The sequence below is a fragment of the Clostridium sp. AF32-7AC genome, assembly GCF_003477925.1.
Taxonomy (GTDB): domain Bacteria; phylum Bacillota; class Clostridia; order Lachnospirales; family Lachnospiraceae; genus Otoolea; species Otoolea fessa.
This window is the reverse complement of record NZ_QUEG01000001.1, coordinates 76,048-100,462: the sequence shown is the minus strand read 5'-3', so window position 1 is coordinate 100,462 and position 24,415 is coordinate 76,048. Positions and strand designations below refer to the sequence as shown.

24 protein-coding genes and 1 tRNA gene are annotated in these 24,415 nt (G+C 48.4%); 8 read left to right on the top strand and 17 right to left on the bottom strand.

Translation table 11 applies throughout. From position 1 onward, the window contains the following. Window positions 1-4 precede the first annotated feature (4 nt). The 6 genes from DWZ45_RS00475 to DWZ45_RS00450 form a co-directional block, all read right to left on the bottom strand. On the bottom strand, window positions 5-1,306 hold the full coding sequence (locus DWZ45_RS00475) for an O-antigen polymerase (RefSeq protein WP_118467080.1): 1,302 nt from the start codon (window positions 1,304-1,306) through the stop codon (window positions 5-7). Window positions 1,307-1,359: 53 nt separating this feature from the next. Continuing rightward, window positions 1,360-1,623, bottom strand: coding sequence for an HPr family phosphocarrier protein (locus tag DWZ45_RS00470; RefSeq protein WP_107001249.1), 264 nt, complete (start codon window positions 1,621-1,623; stop codon window positions 1,360-1,362). A 43-nt stretch (window positions 1,624-1,666) separates the two neighbouring features. Then, window positions 1,667-3,043 (bottom strand): CdaR family protein, encoded by a 1,377-nt coding sequence (locus DWZ45_RS00465; protein ID WP_118467078.1) that lies wholly within the window; start codon window positions 3,041-3,043, stop codon window positions 1,667-1,669. Next, window positions 3,021-3,896, bottom strand: coding sequence for a diadenylate cyclase CdaA (cdaA, locus tag DWZ45_RS00460; RefSeq protein ID WP_118467076.1), 876 nt, complete (start codon window positions 3,894-3,896; stop codon window positions 3,021-3,023). Before cdaA ends, DWZ45_RS00465 begins: the two co-directional genes overlap by 23 nt. 98 nt (window positions 3,897-3,994) lie before the next feature. Then, a complete protein-coding gene (locus DWZ45_RS00455; RefSeq protein ID WP_022359167.1) occupies window positions 3,995-4,930 on the bottom strand; it encodes a hypothetical protein in 936 nt (311 codons plus the stop codon). Then, entirely contained in the window at window positions 4,927-5,442 is a 516-nt protein-coding gene (locus DWZ45_RS00450; protein WP_227589619.1) for a hypothetical protein, read from the bottom strand. The genes DWZ45_RS00455 and DWZ45_RS00450 overlap by 4 nt, the downstream gene beginning before the upstream one ends. A gap of 495 nt (window positions 5,443-5,937) precedes the next feature. Between DWZ45_RS00450 and DWZ45_RS00445 the strand changes: the two genes are divergently transcribed. After that, a complete protein-coding gene (locus DWZ45_RS00445; RefSeq protein ID WP_182426599.1) occupies window positions 5,938-6,414 on the top strand; it encodes a GHKL domain-containing protein in 477 nt (158 codons plus the stop codon). A 40-nt stretch (window positions 6,415-6,454) separates the two neighbouring features. On the opposite strand, the gene DWZ45_RS00440 is transcribed toward DWZ45_RS00445, so the two are convergent. Continuing rightward, window positions 6,455-6,949 (bottom strand): DUF2798 domain-containing protein, encoded by a 495-nt coding sequence (locus DWZ45_RS00440; RefSeq protein ID WP_117795985.1) that lies wholly within the window; start codon window positions 6,947-6,949, stop codon window positions 6,455-6,457. A 516-nt stretch (window positions 6,950-7,465) separates the two neighbouring features. On the opposite strand from DWZ45_RS00440, the gene rpsT reads away from it, so the two are divergent. Further along, window positions 7,466-7,729, top strand: a complete 264-nt coding sequence (gene rpsT, locus DWZ45_RS00435; RefSeq protein ID WP_022358531.1) for a 30S ribosomal protein S20 — start codon at window positions 7,466-7,468, stop codon at window positions 7,727-7,729. A gap of 160 nt (window positions 7,730-7,889) precedes the next feature. On the opposite strand, the gene holA is transcribed toward rpsT, so the two are convergent. From holA to DWZ45_RS00395, 8 genes are all read right to left on the bottom strand, one after another. Beyond that, window positions 7,890-8,873 carry a DNA polymerase III subunit delta gene (gene holA, locus DWZ45_RS00430; RefSeq protein WP_107001255.1) on the bottom strand — a complete coding sequence of 328 codons (984 nt, stop codon included), beginning with the start codon at window positions 8,871-8,873 and terminating at the stop codon, window positions 7,890-7,892. A gap of 212 nt (window positions 8,874-9,085) precedes the next feature. Beyond that, entirely contained in the window at window positions 9,086-11,446 is a 2,361-nt protein-coding gene (gene feoB / locus DWZ45_RS00425) for a ferrous iron transport protein B (RefSeq protein ID WP_118467072.1), read from the bottom strand. A 255-nt stretch (window positions 11,447-11,701) separates the two neighbouring features. Then, window positions 11,702-11,774: transfer RNA gene (locus DWZ45_RS00420), tRNA-Gln, on the bottom strand. Window positions 11,775-12,060: 286 nt separating this feature from the next. After that, window positions 12,061-13,515 (bottom strand): hypothetical protein, encoded by a 1,455-nt coding sequence (locus tag DWZ45_RS00415; RefSeq protein ID WP_118467070.1) that lies wholly within the window; start codon window positions 13,513-13,515, stop codon window positions 12,061-12,063. Continuing rightward, window positions 13,512-14,102, bottom strand: a complete 591-nt coding sequence (locus DWZ45_RS00410) for a sigma-70 family RNA polymerase sigma factor (protein WP_118467068.1) — start codon at window positions 14,100-14,102, stop codon at window positions 13,512-13,514. Before DWZ45_RS00410 ends, DWZ45_RS00415 begins: the two co-directional genes overlap by 4 nt. Window positions 14,103-14,222: 120 nt before the next feature. Next, window positions 14,223-14,978 (bottom strand): tRNA pseudouridine(38-40) synthase TruA, encoded by a 756-nt coding sequence (truA, locus tag DWZ45_RS00405; RefSeq protein WP_118467066.1) that lies wholly within the window; start codon window positions 14,976-14,978, stop codon window positions 14,223-14,225. 26 nt (window positions 14,979-15,004) lie between these two features. Continuing rightward, entirely contained in the window at window positions 15,005-15,574 is a 570-nt protein-coding gene (locus DWZ45_RS00400) for a VanZ family protein (RefSeq protein ID WP_118467064.1), read from the bottom strand. Window positions 15,575-15,618: 44 nt separating this feature from the next. Beyond that, window positions 15,619-16,794, bottom strand: coding sequence for an aminotransferase class I/II-fold pyridoxal phosphate-dependent enzyme (locus tag DWZ45_RS00395; RefSeq protein ID WP_118467062.1), 1,176 nt, complete (start codon window positions 16,792-16,794; stop codon window positions 15,619-15,621). A gap of 354 nt (window positions 16,795-17,148) precedes the next feature. Between DWZ45_RS00395 and DWZ45_RS00390 the strand changes: the two genes are divergently transcribed. Both DWZ45_RS00390 and DWZ45_RS00385 read left to right on the top strand, forming a co-directional pair. Beyond that, window positions 17,149-17,946: a 4Fe-4S binding protein gene (locus DWZ45_RS00390; protein WP_107001302.1), complete on the top strand. Its 798-nt coding sequence runs from the start codon at window positions 17,149-17,151 to the stop codon at window positions 17,944-17,946. Between the two features lie 143 nt (window positions 17,947-18,089). Next, window positions 18,090-18,434 carry a cupin domain-containing protein gene (locus tag DWZ45_RS00385; protein WP_107001261.1) on the top strand — a complete coding sequence of 115 codons (345 nt, stop codon included), beginning with the start codon at window positions 18,090-18,092 and terminating at the stop codon, window positions 18,432-18,434. Window positions 18,435-18,644: 210 nt separating this feature from the next. Here the strand turns inward: DWZ45_RS00385 and DWZ45_RS00380 are convergent, their stop codons facing one another. Beyond that, window positions 18,645-19,556, bottom strand: a complete 912-nt coding sequence (locus DWZ45_RS00380; RefSeq protein ID WP_118467060.1) for a LysR family transcriptional regulator — start codon at window positions 19,554-19,556, stop codon at window positions 18,645-18,647. Between the two features lie 212 nt (window positions 19,557-19,768). Between DWZ45_RS00380 and DWZ45_RS00375 the strand changes: the two genes are divergently transcribed. The 4 genes from DWZ45_RS00375 to DWZ45_RS00355 all read left to right on the top strand — a co-directional run bounded on the left by DWZ45_RS00375 (window position 19,769) and on the right by DWZ45_RS00355 (window position 22,910). Then, the gene (locus tag DWZ45_RS00375) at window positions 19,769-20,911 is read left to right on the top strand and encodes a hypothetical protein (protein ID WP_107001263.1); all 1,143 of its coding nucleotides are present in this window, start codon (window positions 19,769-19,771) and stop codon (window positions 20,909-20,911) included. A gap of 117 nt (window positions 20,912-21,028) precedes the next feature. Continuing rightward, on the top strand, window positions 21,029-21,877 hold the full coding sequence (locus tag DWZ45_RS00370) for an aminotransferase class IV (RefSeq protein WP_118467058.1): 849 nt from the start codon (window positions 21,029-21,031) through the stop codon (window positions 21,875-21,877). 480 nt (window positions 21,878-22,357) lie between these two features. After that, window positions 22,358-22,648 (top strand): hypothetical protein, encoded by a 291-nt coding sequence (locus DWZ45_RS00360; RefSeq protein ID WP_118467054.1) that lies wholly within the window; start codon window positions 22,358-22,360, stop codon window positions 22,646-22,648. Continuing rightward, window positions 22,632-22,910 carry a DUF4160 domain-containing protein gene (locus DWZ45_RS00355; protein ID WP_118467052.1) on the top strand — a complete coding sequence of 93 codons (279 nt, stop codon included), beginning with the start codon at window positions 22,632-22,634 and terminating at the stop codon, window positions 22,908-22,910. Before DWZ45_RS00360 ends, DWZ45_RS00355 begins: the two co-directional genes overlap by 17 nt. Here DWZ45_RS00355 and DWZ45_RS00350 read toward each other — a convergent pair. Beyond that, a complete protein-coding gene (locus DWZ45_RS00350) occupies window positions 22,885-24,267 on the bottom strand; it encodes an MATE family efflux transporter (protein ID WP_118467050.1) in 1,383 nt (460 codons plus the stop codon). The two genes, DWZ45_RS00355 and DWZ45_RS00350, sit on opposite strands and share 26 nt — an antisense overlap. Between the last annotated feature and the right edge of the window lie 148 nt (window positions 24,268-24,415).

Genomic DNA, 24,415 nt, shown 5'->3' with positions numbered 1-24,415 from the left:
ATTTTTACCGCCCTGCAACCTTATGCGATACCAGAAATGTCACAACCGCTGTCACCGCGAAATAAAACCATGTGGACGGATTGCTGAACCAGGTTGTGAAAAACGATAAGAGCATGTAAAGTGCAAACTGTGCGTACAGAAGATAGGTAATCGGATTCTGCACCTGGCGCATCATCCGCATCAGCAGATACGCCGCCGCTCCTAATATGGCAGAAAAGATGAACACGCCAATTATGCCGAAATCGTAGTACGCATCATAAAACATCGTCAGCGTCGTCAGCTCTTCCTTCGTCACATAATACGGAAATGCCGTCAACGACGGAACCAGAAACTTGAGTCCCGTCAGCGTCCAGAACGGTGCCAGCATCTTCATGCCCCAGCTGTGCTTCACAAGTCCCTTGACCAGACAGTCGAAATTATCGTAATTGTTTGCAATATAGATATACGGCTGCGTCACAAAAATCGGCAGGTGCCGTTTCATCTCAAAAACCGTATTCAAGTAGGCAGTATCATGGCTGCGCGCGATCGTCAGCAGAATGTAGAGCACAATCAGCCCAGCCAGCGCAAAAACAACATAAATCGGATTCAGCTGGTGTTCCATCTGTATGTAGGTAATCAATGCCAGCAGTACCGCAAACAGAAGCTGGGAGCGCGACACGCACAGAAGCGGAATCGCCACCGCCGCTGCATCTGCCAGAAGCATACATACCAGCCGTCCCCGGCTGCGACCGCCCTCGATGCAAAAATAGATCACAGAGAGCGCCGGAACCAGCACACAGGACACCGTCAGATAATGAAGCCCGGTCACATGGAAATAGGAATAAGCATGCGGAACGCCCCGGAGCAGCAGCGGAATATAGCCCATATAGACCGCCTCGATCGCGAAACAGCCTGCCGATAGCGCCGCCAGCGCCACCGCGCAGAAAAAGACGGTTCCGGCATAAGATTCCAACCCCCGGCGCTGCACCGCGCCGGAATGACCGCCCACGCGGACGGACGCCTCACCGGAAAATGCTTCCAGATAATAAAAAGCCAGATAAAAGCCCGCAAACGCCGCCAAAAGTCCCAGCCACGTTCCCGCACTCCATGCCTGACTTAAATAACTAAGCTTCATACACGCCAGTCCCTGTCCACCTACAAAGGAAAGAGCGAAAATCCCCCGCAGATGCAGAAGATTTCCACTCCGGATATAGTCTGACGCATACAGATACACCGCCGCCGCCAGAAGCCCTGCGCCGGATAAAAGATAATGGCGGCCAAGCGCCAGAAGCAGCGAAGCCGCATAGCAAACCAAATAAACGATCATAGTTTCATCCTATCTGTACGTCTGTACACATTCTTTTACCGCACCGGTTTTCCCTACTCGCCCAGCCCGTCATCAACTATTTTCAGCATCGCCGACAGAGCTTCCTCCTCGTCTTTTCCATCACAGATAAACTCGATCTCATCACCGCTCTTGATGCACGCCCCAAGCACGCTCAGGACACTCTTTGCATTGGACACGGTGCCACGGAACTGGAACTGGACAGAACAATCGAATTTTACCGCCTCATTACACAGGATTCCCGCCGGTCTCAAATGCAGACCAGTCGGGTTTTTTAATTTAATTTTTGCTTTTACCATTGTTTAACTTCTTTCTCCTCATTTGTGGATGGCATACCATACTTTATGCAGCATTGCCGCTCTCTGCATCCACATTTTCTTTTGCCGAGCCTGCCCCGCTCTCCCGGTTGGAACTGCTCTGGCTGCCCATGTCTCCACGGTCACTCTCGGTGCTTTCCGTCGTCTGGGCACTGGAGCTTCCATGTTCGCTGACCCGCACTGTCACAGCCGGCGCCGACAGCATCTTATACGCGTCCCCCAGCTGGAACTGCGCCGCTGCCGTGTGCTCGCCCAGTCCCATGCCTGATACATCGACCCGGATATTCATCTTCGCCGCCGACAGGCTGCTTAAATCCTCCTCAAGTCCCTGTACCTTGACTTCCATCTTCGTATCTTCGACGGTATAGCTGTAGCTGCTGTTCTTTCCGTTTAGAGTCACATCCTCCGGTTTGACCGTAAAGGTCTTCTCTATCAACTTCTCGACCTGTAGTGTCACGTTGATCGTCGTGCTGTCCAGTCCCACGATCGTAAGCCCGGACGGCAGATAATCATCCAGATCGATCTCGCACTCCACATTCTTCGTCGCGCCCTGCACATTAAGGGACGGTCCCTGAATCGTGAGCGTGCTGACCGATGCCAGATCCGTCTTAAGCCCCGCCACAGACACCGACTTGATATCCGTCTTCGGACCCGTATAGCGGTATCCATCCGCCACTTCACCACTGACGTCAAAATCAAGCGGTACTTCTTTTACTTTCAGGATCTGCATCGTATAAGAGACATCTCCGCCAACCGTCTTGACAGAATCTCCCAAATCTGACAGCACATTTCCATTGGCGTCAAAATACTCCGGTGTTGCTGTTCCACCGACATCCGCCGCAGCACCGTCAATATTAAAACGGATACCCACGCTGCTGATCTGTCCGATCAGGGAGGTTGGTCCTTTGACCGTCACCTGAGATGGCACCATTGTCACCTCACCCGCCTCGTAACCCTCTGCCGCCTTGCCCTGAGGATACGCTTTCAGCGTAAATGCCTTGGTCTGCAGAGCCTCGGTCGTGATCTTGATGACCTCCGGGGACTTCACAACCGGCGTGGACTCCAGCAGTTCCTCATTGTTCACCACTTCCACTCGGATCGGGATCGCACCCGTCACATCATACATTTCCGATAAATCCGCATAGGCGTTGAAATCCGACGCCTTTACCTTATAATCATCCTTCGTCCGGATCTTGAAACTGATCGTCGCCGTTTTTTTGCCTACCACATCATAGGCAAGATCCGCCTGCTCCAGCACCTGATCGTTCGTGATCGTGACCGGAACCTCCCTCGTCGATACCTTGATCGGGTTCGCCACATTCACGACCGCCAGCCACACAAAGAAAGCACAGAACAGGGCAATCAGCTTGATCGCAAGATTATTCGTCAGCTTTTCTTTCATTTCTGCGTCTTCCCTTCCATATTCTGAAACGACCTGTGTTTTCCGTTTCCCGTTTTACCAGAACTGACAATATATCTCTCAGTTCATCTCCATCCTTGACACTCTTAAGCCGTCCGGACACAGCCACCGACACACGCCCCGTCTCTTCCGATACAACCAGCGTCACGCTATCGGTCGCCTCACTGACTCCGACTGCCGCACGGTGTCTGGTTCCCAGCGCCTTGCTGATATCCATATTGTCCGAGAGCGGCAGATAACAGGTCGCCGCCGTCACACGGTTACCGCGAATCACGACCGCGCCGTCGTGCAGCGGTGTGTTGTGCTCAAAAATATTGATCAGAAGCTGGCTCGTCACGATACCATCGACCTCGATGCCCGTCCTCTCGATCTCTCCGAGCGGCGTGCCCCTCTCGATGACGATCAGGGCGCCCGTCTTGACTTTTCCCATCTCAAAACAAGCACGCACCAGCTCTGCAATCGTCTTTTCGCTGAAATCCTCATTTTTCTTCGTATCATCCGTTGAAAACAGCGTCGTCAGCACGTTCTGGCTTCCGATCTGCTCCAGTGCTTTCCGCAGCTCCGGCTGGAAAATAACGATGATCGCCGTTACCGCAATGTACGATGTCTTTTCCAGAAGCCACAGAATCGTATCCAGTTCCAGGATCGCAGCTGCCAGAAAGAATGCAAGAATAAAAACAATACCCTTCAGAAGCGTCCACGCCCGCGTATTTTTGATCCAGATCAGCATTTCATATACCAGAATTGCTATAATCGCGATCTCTATTAAATTTTTAAAGGTTATCTTCGGTACGAACGAGATCCACGAATAAATCTCCGTCAGTATCTCTGCCATTCTTTTCCCTCCCTTTCGGGCTGCGTTTCTGTTACCAGTCACGTACATATGACCCGTCACGCATTTCTTTTAACAACAAGTTTCTTTTATAAAATAGTCTATCTTCTCTTTACTTTATTGATTTCCTGTACCTTTACATCCGTCCTCGAGATCGCAATCTTTGGAACCGCTTTCACATAGTAATAATAATCGTCATCCTCAAACTGCGTGTACTCGGTCCGGCTGTAATCGACCGAAAAAACAAACAGCTGATAGATCAGCGATGCAATGACCGCACCAATCATTCCCACAACCAGCTCCGGCACTGACACCGGAACGCCAAAGCGGAAATCGCCGATAAACACAACCAGAATCTGTAAAATAAGGCCAGCTCCGATCGCGATCCCCCAGGAGTAGTTGATCGACAGTTTCTTGAGCACACAGACCGTCAGCGCCCCCAGGCAGCATGCCGCAATCATGACAAGCATCGCCGGGTTTGCCAGCAGGTTTTTGATGACCTGCGCCAGCATCTGCGTGATCTCAGTCTGCTCACTGCCTGCCAAGAAGCTTCCGTTCTGCTTCACATACAGAATCACGTAGTACAGAAAAATCCCACAGCTCATCGGAATCACCGATACGAGGCTTCCAGTCAGTCCGAGAATCATCGGGACTGCAAACGGCACCTTCAGAAAAAACAAGATCGGCGTTACAATCAGGTACGCGCTGTCACCCGGCTGAAATCCGTAATACAGCAGCACCACGATCAGAAGGAACACCAAGGTGATGAGCGCCACTTCCATCGATGCTGCAAAGAGCTGTGCCAGCAAAAAAATCCCAATCAGAAACGCAATGGCTCCAAATGGGAGAAATGCACATATAATTCCCGCAAACAGCGGCACCAGACCGCCGCTCAGTTTCGGCATCAGTCCGATGTTCTGGTTAATCAGAAACACCGCCGCAAAGGCAGTTATAAAACGCAGGAATGCATTCACAAATGCACTGTATCTCGCATAGAAAGCCTTGAGTGCTTCTTTCCCTGCAAGGAGTCCTCTCATCTGCCTCTCCTCTCTCTCTCCATTTTTCTGGCGCGCCGGTGTATATCGTAGCGCTTATCCAGATGTTTCAGTTTCGCTATGTAGATCCGGTTCATCCTTTCCTCGTACTCATACCGCCCGCCATACACGATGATCGTCAGGACGACATACAGAAAAAGCCCCCCGAGGTATAAAGCTCCTCCTCGAAAAGCCAGTCCCTTCAGTTCATCCATTCCTATCGAACTCAGAACTACTTCTACATTAAATAATACCCACATTCCAAAGAGAAGTATGCTGCACAATGTATAGCTTATAAATCCCCGGAGCAGATTGCGGCTGATATAGTCGCTTTTAAAATACTGATTGACTGTTTTCATCTGGGAAGCATGCTTCTTCTCAAACAGTGCCAGTTCGGTCATTAATTTTATCTTGTCTTCGTTGAGCATACATGGTTCCTTTTTTATATATGCCGCGGCTTCCGGTCCGATACGTCCCGTTTCTGAAACCGCTGCGCCAAAAACGCATTCTTCCATAAATTATAACATAACTTTTTTCTCTTGGCGAGGGGGCGGGGGGATTTTTCATAGGTTTTTCATAAATTTGTAAGGGATTGTCAGACATCAAAAAAGAGCTCTGCCGATCACACATTTTCGCATGATCGGCAGAGCGTATCAAGTCTGTTTCATAAGATGTAAAAACTATGCCTTTTTTGCTTCTTTTTATGTTATGATACTTTTATGATGATACCAGGGTCAAAAGGTCAGAAGTTCGACGCAAGCTTGCTTGCAGGAGCATTTTTGACCTTGGGACCCGCCAAAAACATGAGTAAGTAGCCATTTTTCAAAGAAAAATGAGCGAATTACGAATGTTTTTGAAGATTGCGGGAGCATATAGTGCGGAGCAATCTGGTATCAGAGGGGTCAAAATGCCTTTTGACCCCAACATCTTTATGATATTAGGATCAAAAGGTTCGAAACATGCGTAAGCAGCCTTTTCCCAGACAATCAGAAGAAAAGAGGGATTTTGTTTTGAAAATCGCGATTGTAGATGGTTTGTCCAGTGTATGGGTGCAATACCTCGCGCTCCCTTGCTTTGGCGTTTTATTTAAGCTGATAGTAGACGCCGAGATCGGAATGATTTTATTTCTATATTTATTTATCATCGATTATCTGTTGGTCGTGCGTGCCGCCGCTTTCTGCATCTGTCAGGCGCTCTTCGGCTACAACTTTTTCTCCTGTCAGACCGGGTGTTCCAGCTCTGAAAACACGCCGCCTTTCATCCGTCTCTCCGCGGTGCAGACGGGTACCTCCACCCTGTCCATCACCACGGACAACACCAGCGCATTCAGCCCTACCTGGATGAATGAAAAACTGGTATCGACCAAACCTGCTGGAAGCGGCATCGGAACCGAATCGATCCGCATGATCGCCGAACAGTACCACGGCGATGCGCGGTTTGAATGGCGGGACGGCGTATTTTATGCTTCGGTATTGCTGAATCCGTAATGACACAAAAAGGGGATATCCAGTTTTTTCTGCTATCTCCCTACATAACCGGTTCCTGCAGCACGGTTCCCTCCGGGAATGCGGTACGGAACACGCGGCGCACCAGCGGACCTGCTACAATGAGCTGGAACGGAAGCGCCATGATGATGTTCTTCGGAATATTGGTCAGCCAGATGATGAGCAACTGGCTCCATGCGCCGGATTTCACGCAGGCTTCCAGACCGCCATATAAGGACATAACAAATACCATCGGAACGACCATGCAGCAGGAGATCGTGATTACTTTACGAAGTGTGCTGCTCTCCGGTGATACAAAGTAACGGAACGCAATTCCCTTCGCCGGACCGGACACGATGAACCAGTCAAACAGAAACGCATACACGAATGCAAACGGGAATCCGATCCATCCTTCGCGGATCGTTTCCAAGGATAAATGTCCCATATGAAGGGTTACATTGTACATACTCATCCAGAGTACCATCGTGAAACACATGATAACGGAATAGATAAAACTTTCTCTCTTATTTCTTGGCATTTTCCTTCTCCTCCTATAAAATAATTGCTTCTATCCAGATGCAACGGCAAATCAGTCCGACACACCCACGCACAAGATGCTGTCCGTGATAAATTTCACAAAATAAAAGGCAGCAGAAATCGGAAACTCGTTTCGATCTCTACTGCTGTATGCAATCTCACTGCGTTTTTTCAAACTATATTCGATTTGGGTTACGGTTCGCTATTATAACGTCTTTTTTCCATTCGTGTAAGCACTTTTTTTATTTTTTCACAATTTCATCATATTGAACGATCAATTTTTTTATTTTTTATTCCGCTTATGCAACTTGACAAGAGCTGCTTTTTCAGCTCCCCTTTCATTTTTTCCGAATTTTTCCCTAAAAACAGGCAAATAGATATTGACAATACTGCCTTTATTCGATAGAATGTAATAGTATGTTTACATTGAACTGTCCGTGTCCAGGCTTTAATGCAAACCAAATACAAAATGAATTACGAATCAAAATAAAAGAATTTATGATGGAGGTACACTACATTGGCTAACATTAAATCCGCAAAAAAAAGAATCTTAGTTGCAGAGACAAGAGCTGCAAGAAACAAGGCTATCAGATCCAAAGTTAAAACTGCTGTTAAGAAAGTAGAAGCTGCTGTTGCTGCAAAAGATAAGGCTGCTGCACAGGCTGCATTATTAGCTGCTACCAGCGAGATCGACAAGGCTACTTCCAAGGGCGTATACCACAAGAATACAGCTTCCCGCAAAGTATCCCGTCTTTCCAAGGCTGTAAATACTCTGGCTTAATTATCCAGAGCGGATCTTTCGAATTATATATTAAAAATTAACCCAAATTAAAAAACCATTATTCTGTGGGTGTGACAGAATAATGGTTTTTTGTTGCTTCTTTTCCAGCCGGGTCCGGCCGAAGAACCGCTGATTCTGATGCTGGCACTGCCCTTTAGAATCAGCGCACGGAACTTCTGGGCTGACTGATCAGCAGCTCCACCGCCAGCCGGTCGCCCATCCGCCCGGTCTTGACTGCCTCCTCGGCATCCACGCAGGTCTGCACATAGGAAATGAGCTGTTCTTTCGTAAATGCCGCCGCCTGGCTGCTGAGTTTTCCGGCTACGAACGGAGGTACTTTCAATTTCGAGGCAACCGTCCCCCGGTCTGCGCCGGACGCCTGCAATTCTCGCACCAGCAAAAGCTGGTTAAACTGTCTGGCAATCAGGAACAGGATCCGCATCGGCGGCTCCCTGAGTGTCAGCAGGTCTTCGTACAGATCCATCGCCCGCTTCGTCTTTCCCGCCGTGATCGCCGCTACCATGTCGAAGATCTTGTTCGTGATCTGCACGGTCGTGATGACTTTCACATCCTCTGCCGTCACTACCTCACTGCCCATCGTGTAGGAAATGAGTTTTTCCAGCTCCATCCGGATGTTTTCCATATCATCGCCGACGCGCTCCAAAAAGAGATTCATCGTGGAGGGCGTGATCTTCCGCCCATTCTGCGCCAGGATCGTCGCCGCCCATCTGGCGAGCTGCGCGCTGTCCTGCCGCTTCATCTCCGCAATGTGACCCAGATCCTTGACCTTTTTGTAGAGTTTGTTTCGCTTATCGACCGCCTCCTCCACAAATACGATGCAGGTCGTGTCCGGCATCATCGGCAGATACTCCGCCAGCGCCTCCGAAGAAGTCTTGAAAAATCCGCTGTCCTCGATCAGAATCAGACGCCGCTCGCTGAAAAATGGCATCGTGTCCGCCAGACTGATCAGCTCGTTCACATCCAGCCCTTTTCCCTCGAAATAATTGTAGTTCATCGTATCATCGCCCGAGATCGCCGCCCGCAGCTTCTTTTTATAACTCTGCTTCAAAAACGCCTCTTCGCCGTATAGCAGATAAACCGGCTTAAATGTGCCATTTTTGATGTCTTCATTGATCGTCTGCATTAACTCCGTCCCCGCCTCCTGGTTCTATTCGATAAAAACAGATCCATTTTTTCGAATGACTGTCCATCCGGTTACTTTCCTGTCTATTTTTTCACTTCCTACTATTATAAACATTTTTCTAAAATGTTGTCTACTGTAAACCCATAAAAAGAATAAAACAGCAGCTCCTTTTGTTACTTGAAATTTTTCCTTGGTTCACTTTCTGTCAAAACCTACATTACCATCCCCAGCAAAAGATAGACCGCATACGCTACGATCCACGCAATCACGCACTGCGCCATCACGACAAAGCAAGCCCATTTTCCGCCCAGTTCGCGTCTGACCGATGAGATCGCTGCCACGCACGGCGTATAGAGCAGGCAGAAAACCAGCAGACTGACCGCTGAAAGAGGGGTCAGAATGTCACGCAGGCTCTGAGTCGTCCCGAACAGAACCGACAGCGTTGATACAACACTCTCTTTTGCCATAAATCCGGTCAGAAGTGCCGTGCAGACACGCCAGTCGCCTAATCCCATCGGCGCAAACAGTGGTGCAATCACACCAGAAATAACCGCCAGAAGACTCTGCTGGGAATTGGACACAACATTCAGGTGCAGATCAAATGTCTGAAGGAACCAGATTAAAATCGTCGCCACAAAAATAACTGTGAATGCTTTCTGCAGGAAATCCCTTGCCTTTTCCCAGAGAAGCTGGGCGACATTGCGCGCCCCCGGCATCCGGTAGTTCGGAAGCTCCATGACGAACGGAACGGCTTCACCCTTAAATAAAGTTGTTTTAAGAAGCATTGCCATCAAAATTCCCATCAGGATTCCCAACAGATAAAGTGCAATCATAACAATCGCCCCATGATGCGGGAAAAAGACAGCGGTAAAAAACGCATAAATCGAAATCTTGGCGGAACAGCTCATAAACGGAGTCAACAGGATCGTCATTTTTCGATCCCGCTCCGAAGAAAGCGTCCGGCTTGCCATGACTCCTGGTACCGTGCAGCCAAAGCCAATCAGCATCGGCACGATGCTCCGTCCGGAAAGACCGATCTTTCGAAGCAGTTTATCCATCACAAACGCCACACGTGCCATATAACCGCTGTCCTCTAAAAGCGACAGGAAGAAAAACAGCGTCACAATGATCGGCAGAAAGCTCAAAACACTTCCGACACCATTGCACACACCATCGATCAGCAGGGAATGGAGCACCGGATTGATACCTGCCGCTGTCAGCGCTGCGTCTGCCCGCTCTGTCAGCCATCCAATCACCAGTTCCAGACCATCTGAAAGGACCGCGCCAATCACATTAAATGTCAGCCAGAATACCAGACCCATGATTGCAATAAATGCCGGAATCGCCGTGTAGGTTCCAGTAAGAAGACGGTCAATCTTCACACTTCGCTGGTGTCCCCGGCTTTCCCTCGGTTTGACGACTGTCTGCCTGCAGACTTTTTCGATAAAACCAAACCGCATATCCGCAATCGCAGCTGCCCGATCCAGCCCGCGTTCCTTCTCCATCTGGCAGATAATATGTTCCAGCGTCTCTTTTTCATTCGTGTCCAGATTCAGACGCGCCTCAATCTCCTCATCGCCTTCTGCCAGCTTCGATGCAGCAAAGCGCACCGGAATACCCGCATTCTGCGCGTGATCTTCGATCAGATGCATAATACCATGCAGGCAGCGGTGCACCGCGCCACCGTGATAATCCGCATCACAGAAATCCTGCCGTCCCGGTTTCTCCTGAAAATGCGTTACATGAAGCGCATGATCGATCAGCTCTCCGATTCCTTCATTCTTTGCCGCTGAGATCGGGATAACCGGAATCCCCAGTTCTTCCTCCAGTTCGTTGACACGGACAGAACCGCCGTTCTGGCGCACCTCGTCCATCATATTAAGCGCCAGAACCATCGGAATATCCAGTTCCAGAAGCTGCATGGTCAGATACAGGTTGCGCTCAATGTTTGTCGCATCCACGATATTGATGATTCCCTTCGGGTGCTCCTGCAAAATAAACTGACGCGTCACCAGCTCCTCATTCGAATATGGCGATAAGGAATAGATTCCTGGCAGGTCGGTCACTTTCGTATTTTCATGTCCGCGGATCGTGCCATCCTTCCGGTCCACCGTCACACCCGGGAAATTCCCCACATGCTGATTGGATCCGGTCAGCTGGTTAAAAAGCGTCGTTTTGCCACAGTTCTGATTACCTGCCAGGGCAAACGTCAGAACGGTGCCATCCGGCAATGGGTGTTCCTCCGCCTTTGTATGGTATTTTCCACCTTCTCCGAGTCCAGGGTGATCGATCGCACGCGCCATCGGAATCCCATGTTCCTTTTTGTCCGCTGCTTCGGTTCCTGCCTCGCGTACATTCTCAATCTCTATCTTCTCTGCATCCGCCAGGCGCAACGTCAGTTCATAGCTATGAATCCGCACCTCAACCGGATCGCCCATCGGCGCATATTTTACCATCGTAACCGATGCAGTCGGAATCAATCCCATATCCAGAAAATGATGCCGCAGTGCACCTTCTCCGCCAACTGTCCGAACGGTTGCAGTTTTTCCTATTGGTAAATCCTTTAATGTCATTCTCTGCCTCCATCTCTCTTCATTAGTCAAACTCATTGTATGTCATCAGACTTCTACATCCGCCTGATTTTGAAGCAAAGCATAGAGAGAAAAATACTATTGAAACTTTTTCTCAATTATGTTTCCAGATAAGTCTATTGTACTTTAGGGAATTTGTCAATCGTTGGAATCTTTAAGAATCTACCAATCAGAAAAAAAATAGAAAAGATAAAAGAAAAACAGCAAGGATGAATCATCCTCACTGTCTCAAAATAGCTGGGCTACAAGGATTCGAACCTTGAAAATGACGGAGTCAGAGTCCGTTGCCTTACCATTTGGCGATAGCCCAATCTTTTATTTCATAGCTGTCTCAGCCACATTTATTATTATATCATAAATTTTTGTTTCGTCAAGTATTTTTTTCAAACACTTATGTTTTTTTGAACAATTATAATTATTTACCAGTTCGAAACATTTTACAGTCTCGTAATGCCCCGGATATTTTTCCGTCACGAGGCTTCCTGCAAATAATTCTAATGATTCTTAAAATTCCTGCTGCCCGAATCCAACTTCTGGTAACTCCAGACATATCATGGTTCAGGCAGCAGGAATCATATATCCTCATACACTCCGCTTTAATTAGCTGACTCCGCATCTGTCTTCGTTTCTTTTTCCGTCGGCTTTGTCTCCATCTGACTGTACTCTGTCTCCGAGTGCGTGCTCTCTTTTACTGCTTCTGTCAGTGTCTCCGGCGCGCGGGATGTCTCGGACGGCTTTGTCTCCACTGTCTCATCATCCGCATCGTCGTCATCCTCATCAATCAGATCATCCGCAATATCCGGCGTCTCGAAATAGCCTTTTACCGTACCAAAGGAGCCGCCGTCCCGCACTGCCACTCCGCCGAGCGTAAACGTGCACTCCGTATTGGCTGGAAGCCCTTTGACGTGAATCTCACAGGAGGTTCCGCCTGTGTCCGTGATTCTCGCCGAATAGCTCTGACCGTCCGGATCTACCACCGACACGGTCGGATTTTTCCATTTAACCTTTTCCTTAAAAACGATGTTCAGCGAACCGCTCTCGTAATCTACATAGTCAATCTTCGCTTTCTTGCCTCCCGAATCGACTTCTTCCTCGTCCTCATCTGCTGCGGCGGTTGTCTCCACCGGGCGTACTGCAGTCGATGGCTGTTCTGCCGGCGTCGGTTCATTTTCCGGCTGACCGGTGCTTTCCACGGTCGTCTCCGCTAAGGTTTCTTCCTCGGTCTGCGGCAATGTCACCTCACGAACCAGAGCCGCATCCGTCTCAATGGTGCTGTCCGTCTTCGAATAACCTACCGTATAAGCACGATCCGCGATCTCCCGCGCAATCTCTTCCATCGTCATACCGGCAAATTTTTTCATATCATTTTCGGTCAGGTCGTTATCCCGAATCAGCTCTCGCAGAAAATACGCTTTTCCATAAGAAATATTGTATTTCTCCGCCAGATCCTGAATCTCCCCGGTTACCTTCATCCGCTGGTCATAGACAACCGCCTGTACCGCGTGTTCCTGCAGGGAAGACTCTACATCCCCTACGACATCCTGACGCAAAGATGATGCCTTTTTCTCATTCTCATTGGACACGGTAACCAGAATCGCATTGTCCAGTTCATCCAGATAACCGTTCCGGACCATCGAACCGATCAATGCGTTGACCGCAATATCAAGGTCTACATTTTTCAAATTCATATCATCCAGGATCGTCTCCGCATCCTCATTGAGCGGATTCGCCTGCAATACTTTCTCGTTCCGGTTGACGGAAAGCTCAATACTCGGATTGACATCGATGCCAATCACCGAATCGACACGGTGATTCTGGTAAAATGAAACACCGCCTCCTAACACAGCCACACACAGGCAGGCGGCTGCTGCCATCGCCACGGTCCGCATCCGGCGGTACATCCGTACACGGCGGGATGGTTTTACATAGATCTCCTGTGGCGTCGAGAGATCGATTTTATCGAATACGTTGGGAGTCAGGGCGTCCATCGCCGATCGCAGATGTGACTCAATCTCATCCTGTTCCCACGCTGTTTCAGAGTGATCGGTCAATGTACTCCCTCCTCTCTCAGGTGTTTTTTCAGTTTTTTCATAGCACGGTTGTACTTGGAAAGCACCGTTGCCAGCGGCATCTCCAAATCTGCCGCGATCTCACGATGTTTTAACCCCGCTGATGTCCGCAGAAGTACAATCTGCCGTTCTTCTTCATTTAATATTTTGAGTGCTGCGTGTAATACCATCTTATCCGCAGCATCCTCTATCTGGGGACAGAATTCCCCTGTCTCCATCTCAGAAAGATCCGAAAGCCCGATATCCGCTTCATGCTTCTGGTCACGGAAGCGCATATAGCAAAGATTTCTAGCGATCGTAAACATCCACGCCAGCGGTTTGCCCTGCGACTGATAGCTTCCAGCCGAAGTCCAGACCTTTAAATAAAGCTCCTGCATGACCTCCTCAGAGTCCTGCGGATTCCGCAAAATCGATAGAATAAAACCGTATATAGTTTTATCCGTATTCTGATAAAGCTGCTGAAACGCCGCCTTATCTCCCTCTGCCACTCGCAGAAGCAGCTTTTCATCGCTCATCTTATCATAGGCGACCGGCTCTTCCATGGTCGTTAAAAGCCCCATCAAAAACATGGACGAAATTTCCTTTCTATATAACTTAATGCAGAGAAACCAGTTCTTATTGCATTTGTTATGAATTTTTTCTGATTTCTGTCCAGCTCCTCACGGCAGCTGGCAAAAATCAATGCAGCTTTATTCATACTCGACCCGTTCCAGAAAAAGCCCCTCCGGCGGCGCCGTAAAACCTGCCAGCGCTCGGTCACAGGAAAAAAGCGCCTCCGCCACTGATTCCGGTGTCCGCTTATGAAGTCCTACCTCGATCAGTGTACCGGTCAGGATTCTTACCATATTATATAGGAAGCCATTACCACGAAAATGCAGTTCGCACACACTTTCCTGCATGGTCAGCTCAATAGCAGTGAGATTCCGCACCGTCGATTTTTTCATCCGTTTCAACGAACAGAATGCTTTAAAATCGTGCTCACCCGTCAGATACGCAGCCGCCCGTCTCATAGACGCTATGTCCAGCGGTTCCCCCAGACCGTACACATATCGGCGCTCAAATACATTTTTCTTCGCTGCCGTCTCAATCCGGTAGCAGTACGTCTTGGAAACAGCATTTAAACGGCTGTGAAAACGCGTTCCCGCCTCCTGTGCCGATAAAACAGCGATATCATCCGGGAGATAGCGGTTCAGGTACGCTTTCAACTCCTCCGCGCTCATCCCGGCACAGGACGCCGGAAGATGGAAATTCGCCACCTGTCCCCATGCGTGGACCCCCGCATCTGTCCGTCCGGAACCGTGCACCTCTACCGTCTGCCCTGCCATTTTCTCCAGAATCTGCTCTAATTTTCCCTGTATCGTCTTGTCCGTGTTTCCCTGCTTCTGCCAGCCGTCATAACGGCTTCCGTCATATTGCAGGGTAATTTTTATATTTCGATCCGACATATTTTTTCTCCATGTGTTATCTATCTTCATTCTTTCTTTATTCGCAAATATATCCGCCTCGCTGCCAGATATAGCACCGTTCCAGTCAGTGCTCCCGCCATATCCAGCCATACATCGCTGAGCTGCCCGGAACGTCCTTCGGTAAACAGCTGAATCGTCTCATCCAGAAACGGGACCGCAAAAATAGCGATACGATGGAGTTCCAGCCATACATGTCCGTCCGGTGTCAGCGCACACATTCTCCCAGTCCCATCTCCCCGATCAACCAAATCCTCTATCCGCATTTTTTCTGAGACAGTCCGGTTCCTGCGCACACAGGCATCACTCTGTCTAAGCAGCATTCCCAGCCCTGTATATTCAATAAAATGAGCACATTTGCGCACAATATGTTCGGTCAGCCATGGTACAGCCACTCCGGACTCTGCTGCCAGCTTCTGCAAAAACCGGAGGATCCGTCCGCTCTCCGCCGATGACTGTACTGCCGGACGCATGGAATTGGAGTAGATAAACAAAATATATAAAATTAAAACAATATGCCAGATCCAGACCGTCACCAGGACTCTCTGTCTTCCCCGGATATTTTTTTCCACATTCATCTATAAATTCCTGTATCCATTCTATCTTCTATTGATTTATATCTTTACTGATTGGATTGTAAAATGCCGCTCTCTGCAATCCGGCGCACCGCCAGCGCAATCGCATCCTCGTCCTGCACCAGTGCCATCCGCACATGACCTTCGCCCGACGGTCCAAATGCGTTGCCCGGTGTTACCAGAACACCTGCTTTTTCAAATAAAGCCTTTACAAACTCCAGTGAATCCGTAAATCCAGCCGGAATCGGTGCCCAGACAAACATCGTTCCCTCCGGTTTCTCCATCTTCCAACCGATGGATGCAAGTCCGTCGCACAGACAGTCGCGCCGTCTCTCATATGCCGCCCTCGTCGAAGCCACACAGCTCTGGTCACCGGTAATCGCCGCGATCGCTGCCTTCTGGATCGGCAGGAACATACCGTAATCCATATTGGATTTCAATGTTTTCAGATGACTGACCACTTCCTCATTTCCCACACAGAAGCCGACGCGCGCGCCCGCCAATCCGTACGTTTTTGACAGCGAATTAAACTCCACGCCGACCTCGCGTGCGCCCGGAAAACGCAGGAAACTTCCGCAGGTTCTTCCGTCAAACACAAGCTCACTGTAGGCGTTGTCGTGAAGAACGATAATATCATATTTCTTTGCAAATGCAATCAATTCCTCATAGAAACTGTCTGGAGCCAGCACCGCCGTCGGATTGTTCGGGTAGGAAACAATCATAAATTTCGCTTTCTGAGCGACTTCCTCCGGAATTTCCTTCAAATCAATGATGTAGTGATTTTCTTCGCGCTGCGGCATATAGTAAAGCTCTGCCCCCGCCAAAGACGGACCATCCGCAAACACCGGATAACACGGATCCGGTACCAAAACCACATCGCCCTCGTCCACGATCGAAAGTGCGATGTGCGCCAGTCCCTCCTGGGAACCGAGCAAAGAGCAAATCTCTGTCTCCGGGTTCAGCTCCACTCCATAGCGGCGCGCATACCAGTCGGACACTGCCTCCAGAAGTGCCTGCTGATCCTGAATTGCATACAGGTAATTTTCCGGTACCAGACAGGCTTCGCTGAGCGCCTTTAAAATATGCGGTGCGGGGGCAATATTCGGTGCGCCGATGCTCAGATCAACGATCATCTCCCCCTCTTCCAATTTTTTCTTCTTCATCTGCGCCAGCATGGAGAACACGCCCTCGCCAAACCGGTCCATTCTATTTGCAAATTTCATCTTATGTTTTTCCTCGCTTTCAGAAGTTCTTCTATCCACCAGCTGAGTCAACAGCCCCTGACTCTGTCATTCTCCATCGTTCTATCTTTGATTTTTCTGGTTCTCAGCCTTTCTCCGCCATTCTTTTTATCTGGCTATATAAGTATTAATTATAGTACAAGCATATAGGAAAGTAAAGGCGTGTCCAACAACGGAATTTGCCGTAGCTTTTCTAAAAACGTTGTAAAAACAACCGACTTTTCTCAGCAAAACAATTATACTTAATCTCGTAATTGAAACAGTAATTGTTCCGTGCTTTTATCCTCACGGACAGGAAATTCATACATGAAAGTTAAGAAAGACGAGGTTTTTATCATGATACGAAGAATTATTGAAATTGATCAAAAAAAATGCAACGGCTGCGGGCTCTGCGCTTCTGCCTGTCACGAGGGCGCCATCGGCATGGTTGATGGAAAGGCAGCTCTTTTAAAAGATGATTACTGTGACGGTCTGGGAGACTGCCTGCCAGCCTGTCCGACCGGTGCCATCTCTTTTGTCGAGCGCGAAGCAGCGGCTTACGATGAAGCGGCCGTCCAGGTTCATATGGCTGCCCGCAAGGCAAAACAGGTGCTGGAAAATGCAAATACTGCTGCTTCTGCAAACGCTTCCGCCCGCCCTGCATTCAGCGGATGTCCAGGATCCATGAGCCGTTTCCTGAAGCGCACTGAAAGCGCTCCTTCTGAACATGACGATACTCATGCAGATAGCGCCGAGACTTTTAATCCTTCTGATTCAGCATCCATCCCGGTGAGCGCCCTTCAAAACTGGCCGGTTCAGATTAAATTAGCTCCGATCCATGCACCGTATTTCGATGGGGCAAAGCTCCTGGTCGCTGCCGACTGCACCGCTTACGCATACAGCCGCTTCCATCAGGACTTTATCCATGGTAAAATAACCTTGATCGGATGTCCGAAACTGGACAGCATCGATTACTCCGAAAAACTGACCGAAATTATCCGCAGCAACGATATCAAGAGCGTGACCGTTGTCCGCATGGAGGTTCCATGCTGCGGAGGCATTGAACAGGCAGTTAAAAATGCCTTGCAGGCAAGCGGAAAATTCATTCCATGGCAGGTAACAACCATTTCGATCGATGGGCGGATTTTAGATTAATATCTGCCATTCCCCCGATTGACCTACCCAACCATTTCGTGCAGGTTCCGCTCTCCATACACACCTGCCGAATGGACTCAATCAGACTCAAAAGAATACGAAAATTTATATATCTAAACGAGATTTTATTAAGGAGGTTCATTATGGAATACCCATACATCAAAAACATTACTCACGAAAAAGTGCAGTCTTTAGCCGGCCTGGTAAACGCAGAAGACGGTCAGATCGTCAGCAAGACTCTGGCACAGAACGAAGCTGTCAGCGTTACTCTGTTTGCATTTGCAAAAGGCGAAGAAATCTCCACCCATGATTCCACCGGAGATGCGATGGTGACCGTTCTGGAAGGCACCGGCCGCTTCACGGTCGATGGCGTCGAGCACCTGGTTCACGCAGGCGAAGTTCTCGTCATGCCGGCGAAAAAGCCGCACGCCGTTTATGCACCGGAAGCATTTAAATGGATGTTGACGGTTGTTTTCCCATTTAAATAAAGACTGCTCTCAAACTCTTTTTACCATGCAGCCCGACTGATAGCAGCCCTTATCCATTTATTCCAAAACAGGCATACCGCAGGAATCCATGCATGATTTTCATCCTTTTCTCTGCGATATGCCTGTTTTTCATTTTATAAGCACATGGTTGTGTTCATTTTTCCAGTTAATCTCCCTTCAACAGATATGAACAGCAGCTTCCAGCTTTCATTATTCCACATACTCATGTGTCTCCACCCACTGCAGCAGCTTTTCAATCGCCGGATTCGGGTTGCTCTGACGCCATGCGATCTCAAAATCAAGCTCTTCCGGGCTGCCGTCCGCGCGGAGAAGCGGAACCACCACCAGATTCCGCGCATTCCGATAATGGCGGACGGCATATTCCGGGAGAATCGCCACGCCAAATCCCGCTGACACCTCCAGAAGCACCGTCTGTACCTCCCGTTCACGCGCCACGATATTCGGTATAAAACCGCCCTTATTGTAACAAATCAATACTTCTTCCGCCTCATCGTTGGAGCGCCCCTGCGGCTGCATGATGATAAAGTCTTCCCGCGCCAGATCACGGTACATCAGATGGCTCTCTCCCGCCAGCGTGTGTCCCGGATAAAGAACCGCCATCATCGGAAACCGTTTGAGGAACCGATGCTTTAAATCCTCGTAATTCTGCGTGTACAGAGACAGATTAAACGCAAGATCGCAGGTTCCATTATCTAACAGCTCATAGAGCGCGCTCATATTTTCCCGCAGCAGATGAATCGAAATATTCGGGTACGCCTCATGAAAACTTCTGAGCGTCTCCGAAAAACGACTCTGCTCATATCCCCGGATAAATCCGATCGTCAGCTCCCCAGCTACGCCTTCCGCTGCCGTCCGCGCGAGCTTCGCCGCCTCCTCGGCGCGGACCAGAATCGCCCGCGCCTCGTTCAGATATACCTTTCCCGCCGCCGTCAGCTCGACATGGTGCTTGTCCCGCACAAAAAGCGGCACCCCTATCTTCTCCTCCAACGACTGAATCTGCAGTGTCATCGCTGTCTGCGAAATAAAACATTTTTTCGCCGCCCGCGTAAAATTCAGCTGCTCCGCCGCCGCCACAAAATATTCCATCTGTTTTAAATTCATCTTATTTCCCCATTTCTATATCCTATATGTAATCGCGTCTTTTCGATCGAGCAGAAAAATGAATCATGCCGCCCAATTTACGGGCTTTCGATCTGGCTTTTCCTGTTTTGTTATAAGTTTCCCTTATTATAATATCTGTTCTTTCTATTGGCAAGTTTTTCATTCATCCTTTATAATTTTTAATAGTCAACAAAAGAAAGTGAGTGAAAGGTATGAAACAATTCAAAAATTTCTACGAAGGCACATACGCCAAGTACATTCTGCCGGGCGTCCTGCTGCAATCGGTTCTGATTGGCGGCGGCTATGCAACTGGACGTGAGATTTATTCTTACGGTGCGAAATTCGGAGCAATGGGCTGGATCTCCGGACTGACGATCGGCATCGGTTTTGCCCTGTTTGCCTTCCTGACCTTTGAGATCTGCCGGATCTACAAGGTTTACGATTATAAAAACTATATCAAGCAGGTCATTGGACCGCTCTGGCCGATGATGGATATTTTAACTGTCCTCATCGCGATTCTGCTGATTGCCGTTATGGCAGCCGCAACCGGAAGTATTTTCGAGCAGGTCGGACTTCCGAATATTCTCGGCTCCGTTGTGATCGTTCTGATTTGCGGACTCTTGAACTTTAAGGGTTCCAAGATGATCGAGAAATTTGAATCGATCGGTACTATTTTACTGTACGGCGGCTATATTCTGTTTACAATTCTGGTACTCGTCAACAAGGGCGGCAACATTTCCCATGTATTCAGCACGATGGACACCAGCACCTACGACGGCTCTGTCACTGTTCCGCTGTGCATTTACACCGGTATCCTGTATGTTGCCTACAACATCAATTCCATCCCGATGGGCATGTTCTCCCTGACACGCCAGACCAAACGGAAAGAAACCTTTATTTCCGGTCTGATCGCCGGTCTTCTGATGGTTATTCCGTGGTTTTTGTCTTACTTTGCGATGATGTGCTTCTACGGTGACACCTCCATCGTCGGCGCGGATGTCACAACCCCGTGGATGGAAATGATCAAGGCAGTCAACGGCGGACCGGCACTGATGGCACTGTTCAGTCTCGTTATGGGCTGGACGCTGGTTGAGACGGCAACTGGCTGCATCCACATGATCATCGACCGTTTCGACGTTGCCATGGAGGAAAAGGGCGCTGCCAAGCTGTCCGATACAAACCGCGGTCTGATTACGGTCATCACGCTGATCGCTGCACTCGTATTATCCCGCGTCGGCGTTGTTACCTTGATCGAGCAGGGCTATTCGTACCTGTCTTACGGATTTATCCTCTTCTACCTGCTGCCGACGCTGCTGGTAGGCGGATATAAGATTATTAAACATAAAGACAAATAAATATGTAATGATAAGAACACATCCGCCTGTGGGAGATTTCATCTTATAGGCGGATGTGGTATAATGTAAACACTTGACGAGGTATTTTCGAATCAACATAGAAAGGAAGTATATGCAATGAAATATGTCGGATATTACAATGGAGAAATCGGCCCCCTCGAGGAAATGAAAATCCCGATGTTGGACCGCGCCGTTTATTTTGGAGATGGCTGCTACGATGCCACCACCTTTGCAAACAACAACATTTTTGCCGCAGACGACCACCTCGACCGTTTCTACAACAGCTGCAAGCTGCTGGAAATCCCGTTTGAAATGTCGCGCGAAGAACTGCGTGCCGAGCTGCAGAAATGCATCGATGCCAATGAGATTGACCACGGTATGCTGTACTGGCAGTGTTCCCGCGGAACTACCTATCGTGGACATCAGTTTCCACCTGCTACCGTAAAACCAAATCTGATGATTTTTACTGTTCCGTGCGACCTGATTCCATTTGATAAGACTTTCCGCCTGATCTCGATGGAGGACACCCGTTTCCTGCACTGCAACATCAAGACGCTGAACCTGATTCCAAGTGTCATCGCTTACCAGCGCTGCATCGAACAGGGCTGCCAGGAAACGGTCTTCCACCGCGGCGAACGCGTCACCGAATGCGCCCACAGCAATATCTTAATCATCAAGGACGGCGTTCTCTGCACCCCACCGAGAGATAATCTGATTCTTCCGGGCATCACGTTAAAACACCTGCTGATGTTAGCTGAGAAAAACGGCATCCCGACCAGCGAGGCACCATTTACCATGCAGGAACTGGCAGACGCCGACGAAATCATCGTCAGCAGCTCCGGTGGGCTCTGCATCCAGGCCGTTGAACTCGATGGAAAACCAATCGGAGGAAAAGATCCGAAGACGCTGAAGACTTTGCAGGATGCTTATGCGGAGTTTTATGCGGAAGATACGAAGGTACGGTAAAAATCCATAAATTTGCCAATCAAGGGCTGTCACTCAAAACGTGGCAGCTCTTTTTTAATTCTTTTCATATTTTTCCCGCTGTCCGTCTGAAATCTTAGTGCCGCCTCATCTTAGATTACCGAAGTATCTTGCAATTTTTATTTTCATATGCTACTTTAACAGTAATAGAAATCGAACTGTAGAATGGAATCTATTCCCAGTCAGGTGTCCGGGAATACTGGATTATCGATCCTGCAAAGGAAAAAGTTGTGGTTTACTATTATGACCGTGATAGTGACCCTTGTCTTTACTCGTTTGATTCTGATATTCCGGTTGGGATCTATCCGGGTCTGAGCATCAAAATCAATGATTTGTTAAAGAATCACTAAAATCTGCAACATTTAAATTCTGTGAAGTTCAACCATATAGCTGAAAATTCACAAAATCAAACTCAACATAGAATCACTTGCAATATATAAAAATATAGGAGGCGTTTTTAAAATGTTATACCCTTTTATGACCTTAAATGACAATACAGAAATTGTCCATTCCGAAATACTGGAAAATTCAGGAAAAGAAGAAGTCGAAGTTCGAATCGAAAAACCAGTTCAGGGCGGCTTTTATTCCGCCACCTGCTGGCTTCCGGAATACCGCTGGGAAAACATTCAGGGATTCTCTCAGGAAGATATCCATTATTTTCAGGAGCTTCTGGAATCCGTCGCCCACATCATTTTGCAGCTGGCAAGAGAAGGTGGAATCGAAGGAGGTCTTGATCATGCCGCAGGTTTTTAAAATTGCTGGATATACGGTTTATTTCTGGGTCAATGAAAACAATCCGCTCGAACCAGTCCACGTTCATATTGCTAAGGGCGTTCCTTCTCCCAATGCTACCAAAATATGGATTACAAAGTCCGGAAAATGTCTTTTGTGCCACAATAATTCGAAAATTCCAGACAAACAACTCCGAATCATCATGCAGATCATCGAAGCCCGGAATAAATCGGTTATTGATTTGTGGTATTCAACTTTTAGAGAAATCCGCTTTTATTGCTAAATTCTTCCCCATCCTCCGGCATCCGCCGAAGGAACCTCACCACCATCGGAATGGTAATCGCCGCAGCTATCCCATCCGCAATCGTCTGTGACGTCTGAATTCCAAAAAGCCCAATCAGATAACTGAGAATCCACAAAACCGGAATAAAGACGAGACCGCTTCGAATCATGGACAAAAAAGTTGCTTTTCCACTCTGTCCGATGCTCTGGAACAGCATATTTCCACAGAGGGAAAATGGCATGAAAAACAGGGCAATACACTGGATACGCAGCGCGGTGATTCCGATGGAAATAACCGCCGGATCATCGCGGAACATTTTTACAATAGGAGCAGCAAATACTATTCCAAACAAAGCAGAAACACTCATAACAGCAAGGTTGCTTCGGATGCTGAACCAGAATGCTTCACGCACACGGCTGTATTTTTTCGCGCCGTAATTGAAGGCGCTGACAGGCTGAAAACCCTGACCGATGCCAAGTGCAATACAGAACAGGAACATGATGACCCGGGTCACAATGCTCATGGCAGCGATGGCGGCATCACCGTAAGGAGCCGAACACTGGTTTAAAATCATCACAGAAATACTGTTAAGTCCCTGACGCATCAGGCTTGGAAAACCGGTTGCGATAATGTTGGTCACATCGGAAAGTCTCCGGGTCATATAGCGGATATGAATCCGGCTCTGTACCTTTTTTCTAAAGAACGGGCTGATCAAGATTGCCATGCTGATGTACTGCGAAACAGCCGTAGAGATACCGGCACCGCGCACTCCCAGATTTAGTTCAAAAATCAGAAACATATCACCAAAAATATTGAGAATACCGCCGGATGCCAGCCCCAGCATGGCGAAAAAAGCTTTCCCTTCATAACGAAGAATGTTGTTCATCACACAGCTGGAAGCCATCGCCGGTGCGGAAATGAGAATCCATGTGCTGTACTCAAGCGCATAAGGCAAAATAGAATCTGTGCTTCCCAAAAGCCGCATAAATGGAACATGAAATAAAAGTCCTAATATTCCAATGCAACCTCCGGCTAAGAACGCTAAAAAGAAGCTGGTGGAAGCAAACACACGGGCACTCTCCACATCATGCGCCCCTAATTTCCGGCTGATATTGCTGCCCGCACCATGTCCAAACATGAATCCAAACGCATTGATTACTGCCATTAATGCAAATACCACTCCGGTCGCACTGCTGACACTCGTTCCAAGCTGGCTGACAAACAGAGTGTCTGCCATATTGTAAATGCTAGTTACCAGCATACTGATGGTGGTGGGAACCGCCAGCCGCAGTACCAGTTTCGGAACCGGCGTCTGCGTCATTTCTTCATATTGTTCCTGTGTGCTGTCTCGTTCCATACGTTTGTATCCTTTTCCTTTGCTGAAATCTATACGCTGAGATCTACGTTACCATAATGATAGTATTTTGTGAAAAATATGTTAAATACGTTCAATTTAAAATTTAAAAAATGTCCCCAAATAGTATGTAAATGCAACATTTCTTAAA

Bases quoted from the DNA above. Each gene is read 5' to 3' on its own strand.
- DWZ45_RS00475 (WP_118467080.1), bottom strand. From the start codon at position 1,306: ATGATCGTTTATTTGGTTTGCTATGCGGCTTCGCTGCTTCTGGCGCTT.
- DWZ45_RS00470 (WP_107001249.1), bottom strand. From the start codon at position 1,623: ATGGTAAAAGCAAAAATTAAATTAAAAAACCCGACTGGTCTGCATTTG.
- DWZ45_RS00465 (WP_118467078.1), bottom strand. From the start codon at position 3,043: ATGAAAGAAAAGCTGACGAATAATCTTGCGATCAAGCTGATTGCCCTG.
- cdaA (WP_118467076.1), bottom strand. From the start codon at position 3,896: ATGGCAGAGATACTGACGGAGATTTATTCGTGGATCTCGTTCGTACCG.
- DWZ45_RS00455 (WP_022359167.1), bottom strand. From the start codon at position 4,930: ATGAGAGGACTCCTTGCAGGGAAAGAAGCACTCAAGGCTTTCTATGCG.
- DWZ45_RS00450 (WP_227589619.1), bottom strand. From the start codon at position 5,442: ATGGAAGAATGCGTTTTTGGCGCAGCGGTTTCAGAAACGGGACGTATC.
- DWZ45_RS00440 (WP_117795985.1), bottom strand. From the start codon at position 6,949: ATGCCAAGAAATAAGAGAGAAAGTTTTATCTATTCCGTTATCATGTGT.
- holA (WP_107001255.1), bottom strand. From the start codon at position 8,873: ATGCAGACGATCAATGAAGACATCAAAAATGGCACATTTAAGCCGGTT.
- feoB (WP_118467072.1), bottom strand. From the start codon at position 11,446: ATGACATTAAAGGATTTACCAATAGGAAAAACTGCAACCGTTCGGACA.
- DWZ45_RS00410 (WP_118467068.1), bottom strand. From the start codon at position 14,102: ATGTTTTTGATGGGGCTTTTAACGACCATGGAAGAGCCGGTCGCCTAT.
- truA (WP_118467066.1), bottom strand. From the start codon at position 14,978: ATGTCGGATCGAAATATAAAAATTACCCTGCAATATGACGGAAGCCGT.
- DWZ45_RS00400 (WP_118467064.1), bottom strand. From the start codon at position 15,574: ATGAATGTGGAAAAAAATATCCGGGGAAGACAGAGAGTCCTGGTGACG.
- DWZ45_RS00395 (WP_118467062.1), bottom strand. From the start codon at position 16,794: ATGAAATTTGCAAATAGAATGGACCGGTTTGGCGAGGGCGTGTTCTCC.
- DWZ45_RS00390 (WP_107001302.1), top strand. From the start codon at position 17,149: ATGATACGAAGAATTATTGAAATTGATCAAAAAAAATGCAACGGCTGC.
- DWZ45_RS00385 (WP_107001261.1), top strand. From the start codon at position 18,090: ATGGAATACCCATACATCAAAAACATTACTCACGAAAAAGTGCAGTCT.
- DWZ45_RS00380 (WP_118467060.1), bottom strand. From the start codon at position 19,556: ATGAATTTAAAACAGATGGAATATTTTGTGGCGGCGGCGGAGCAGCTG.
- DWZ45_RS00375 (WP_107001263.1), top strand. From the start codon at position 19,769: ATGAAACAATTCAAAAATTTCTACGAAGGCACATACGCCAAGTACATT.
- DWZ45_RS00370 (WP_118467058.1), top strand. From the start codon at position 21,029: ATGAAATATGTCGGATATTACAATGGAGAAATCGGCCCCCTCGAGGAA.
- DWZ45_RS00360 (WP_118467054.1), top strand. From the start codon at position 22,358: ATGTTATACCCTTTTATGACCTTAAATGACAATACAGAAATTGTCCAT.
- DWZ45_RS00355 (WP_118467052.1), top strand. From the start codon at position 22,632: ATGCCGCAGGTTTTTAAAATTGCTGGATATACGGTTTATTTCTGGGTC.
- DWZ45_RS00350 (WP_118467050.1), bottom strand. From the start codon at position 24,267: ATGGAACGAGACAGCACACAGGAACAATATGAAGAAATGACGCAGACG.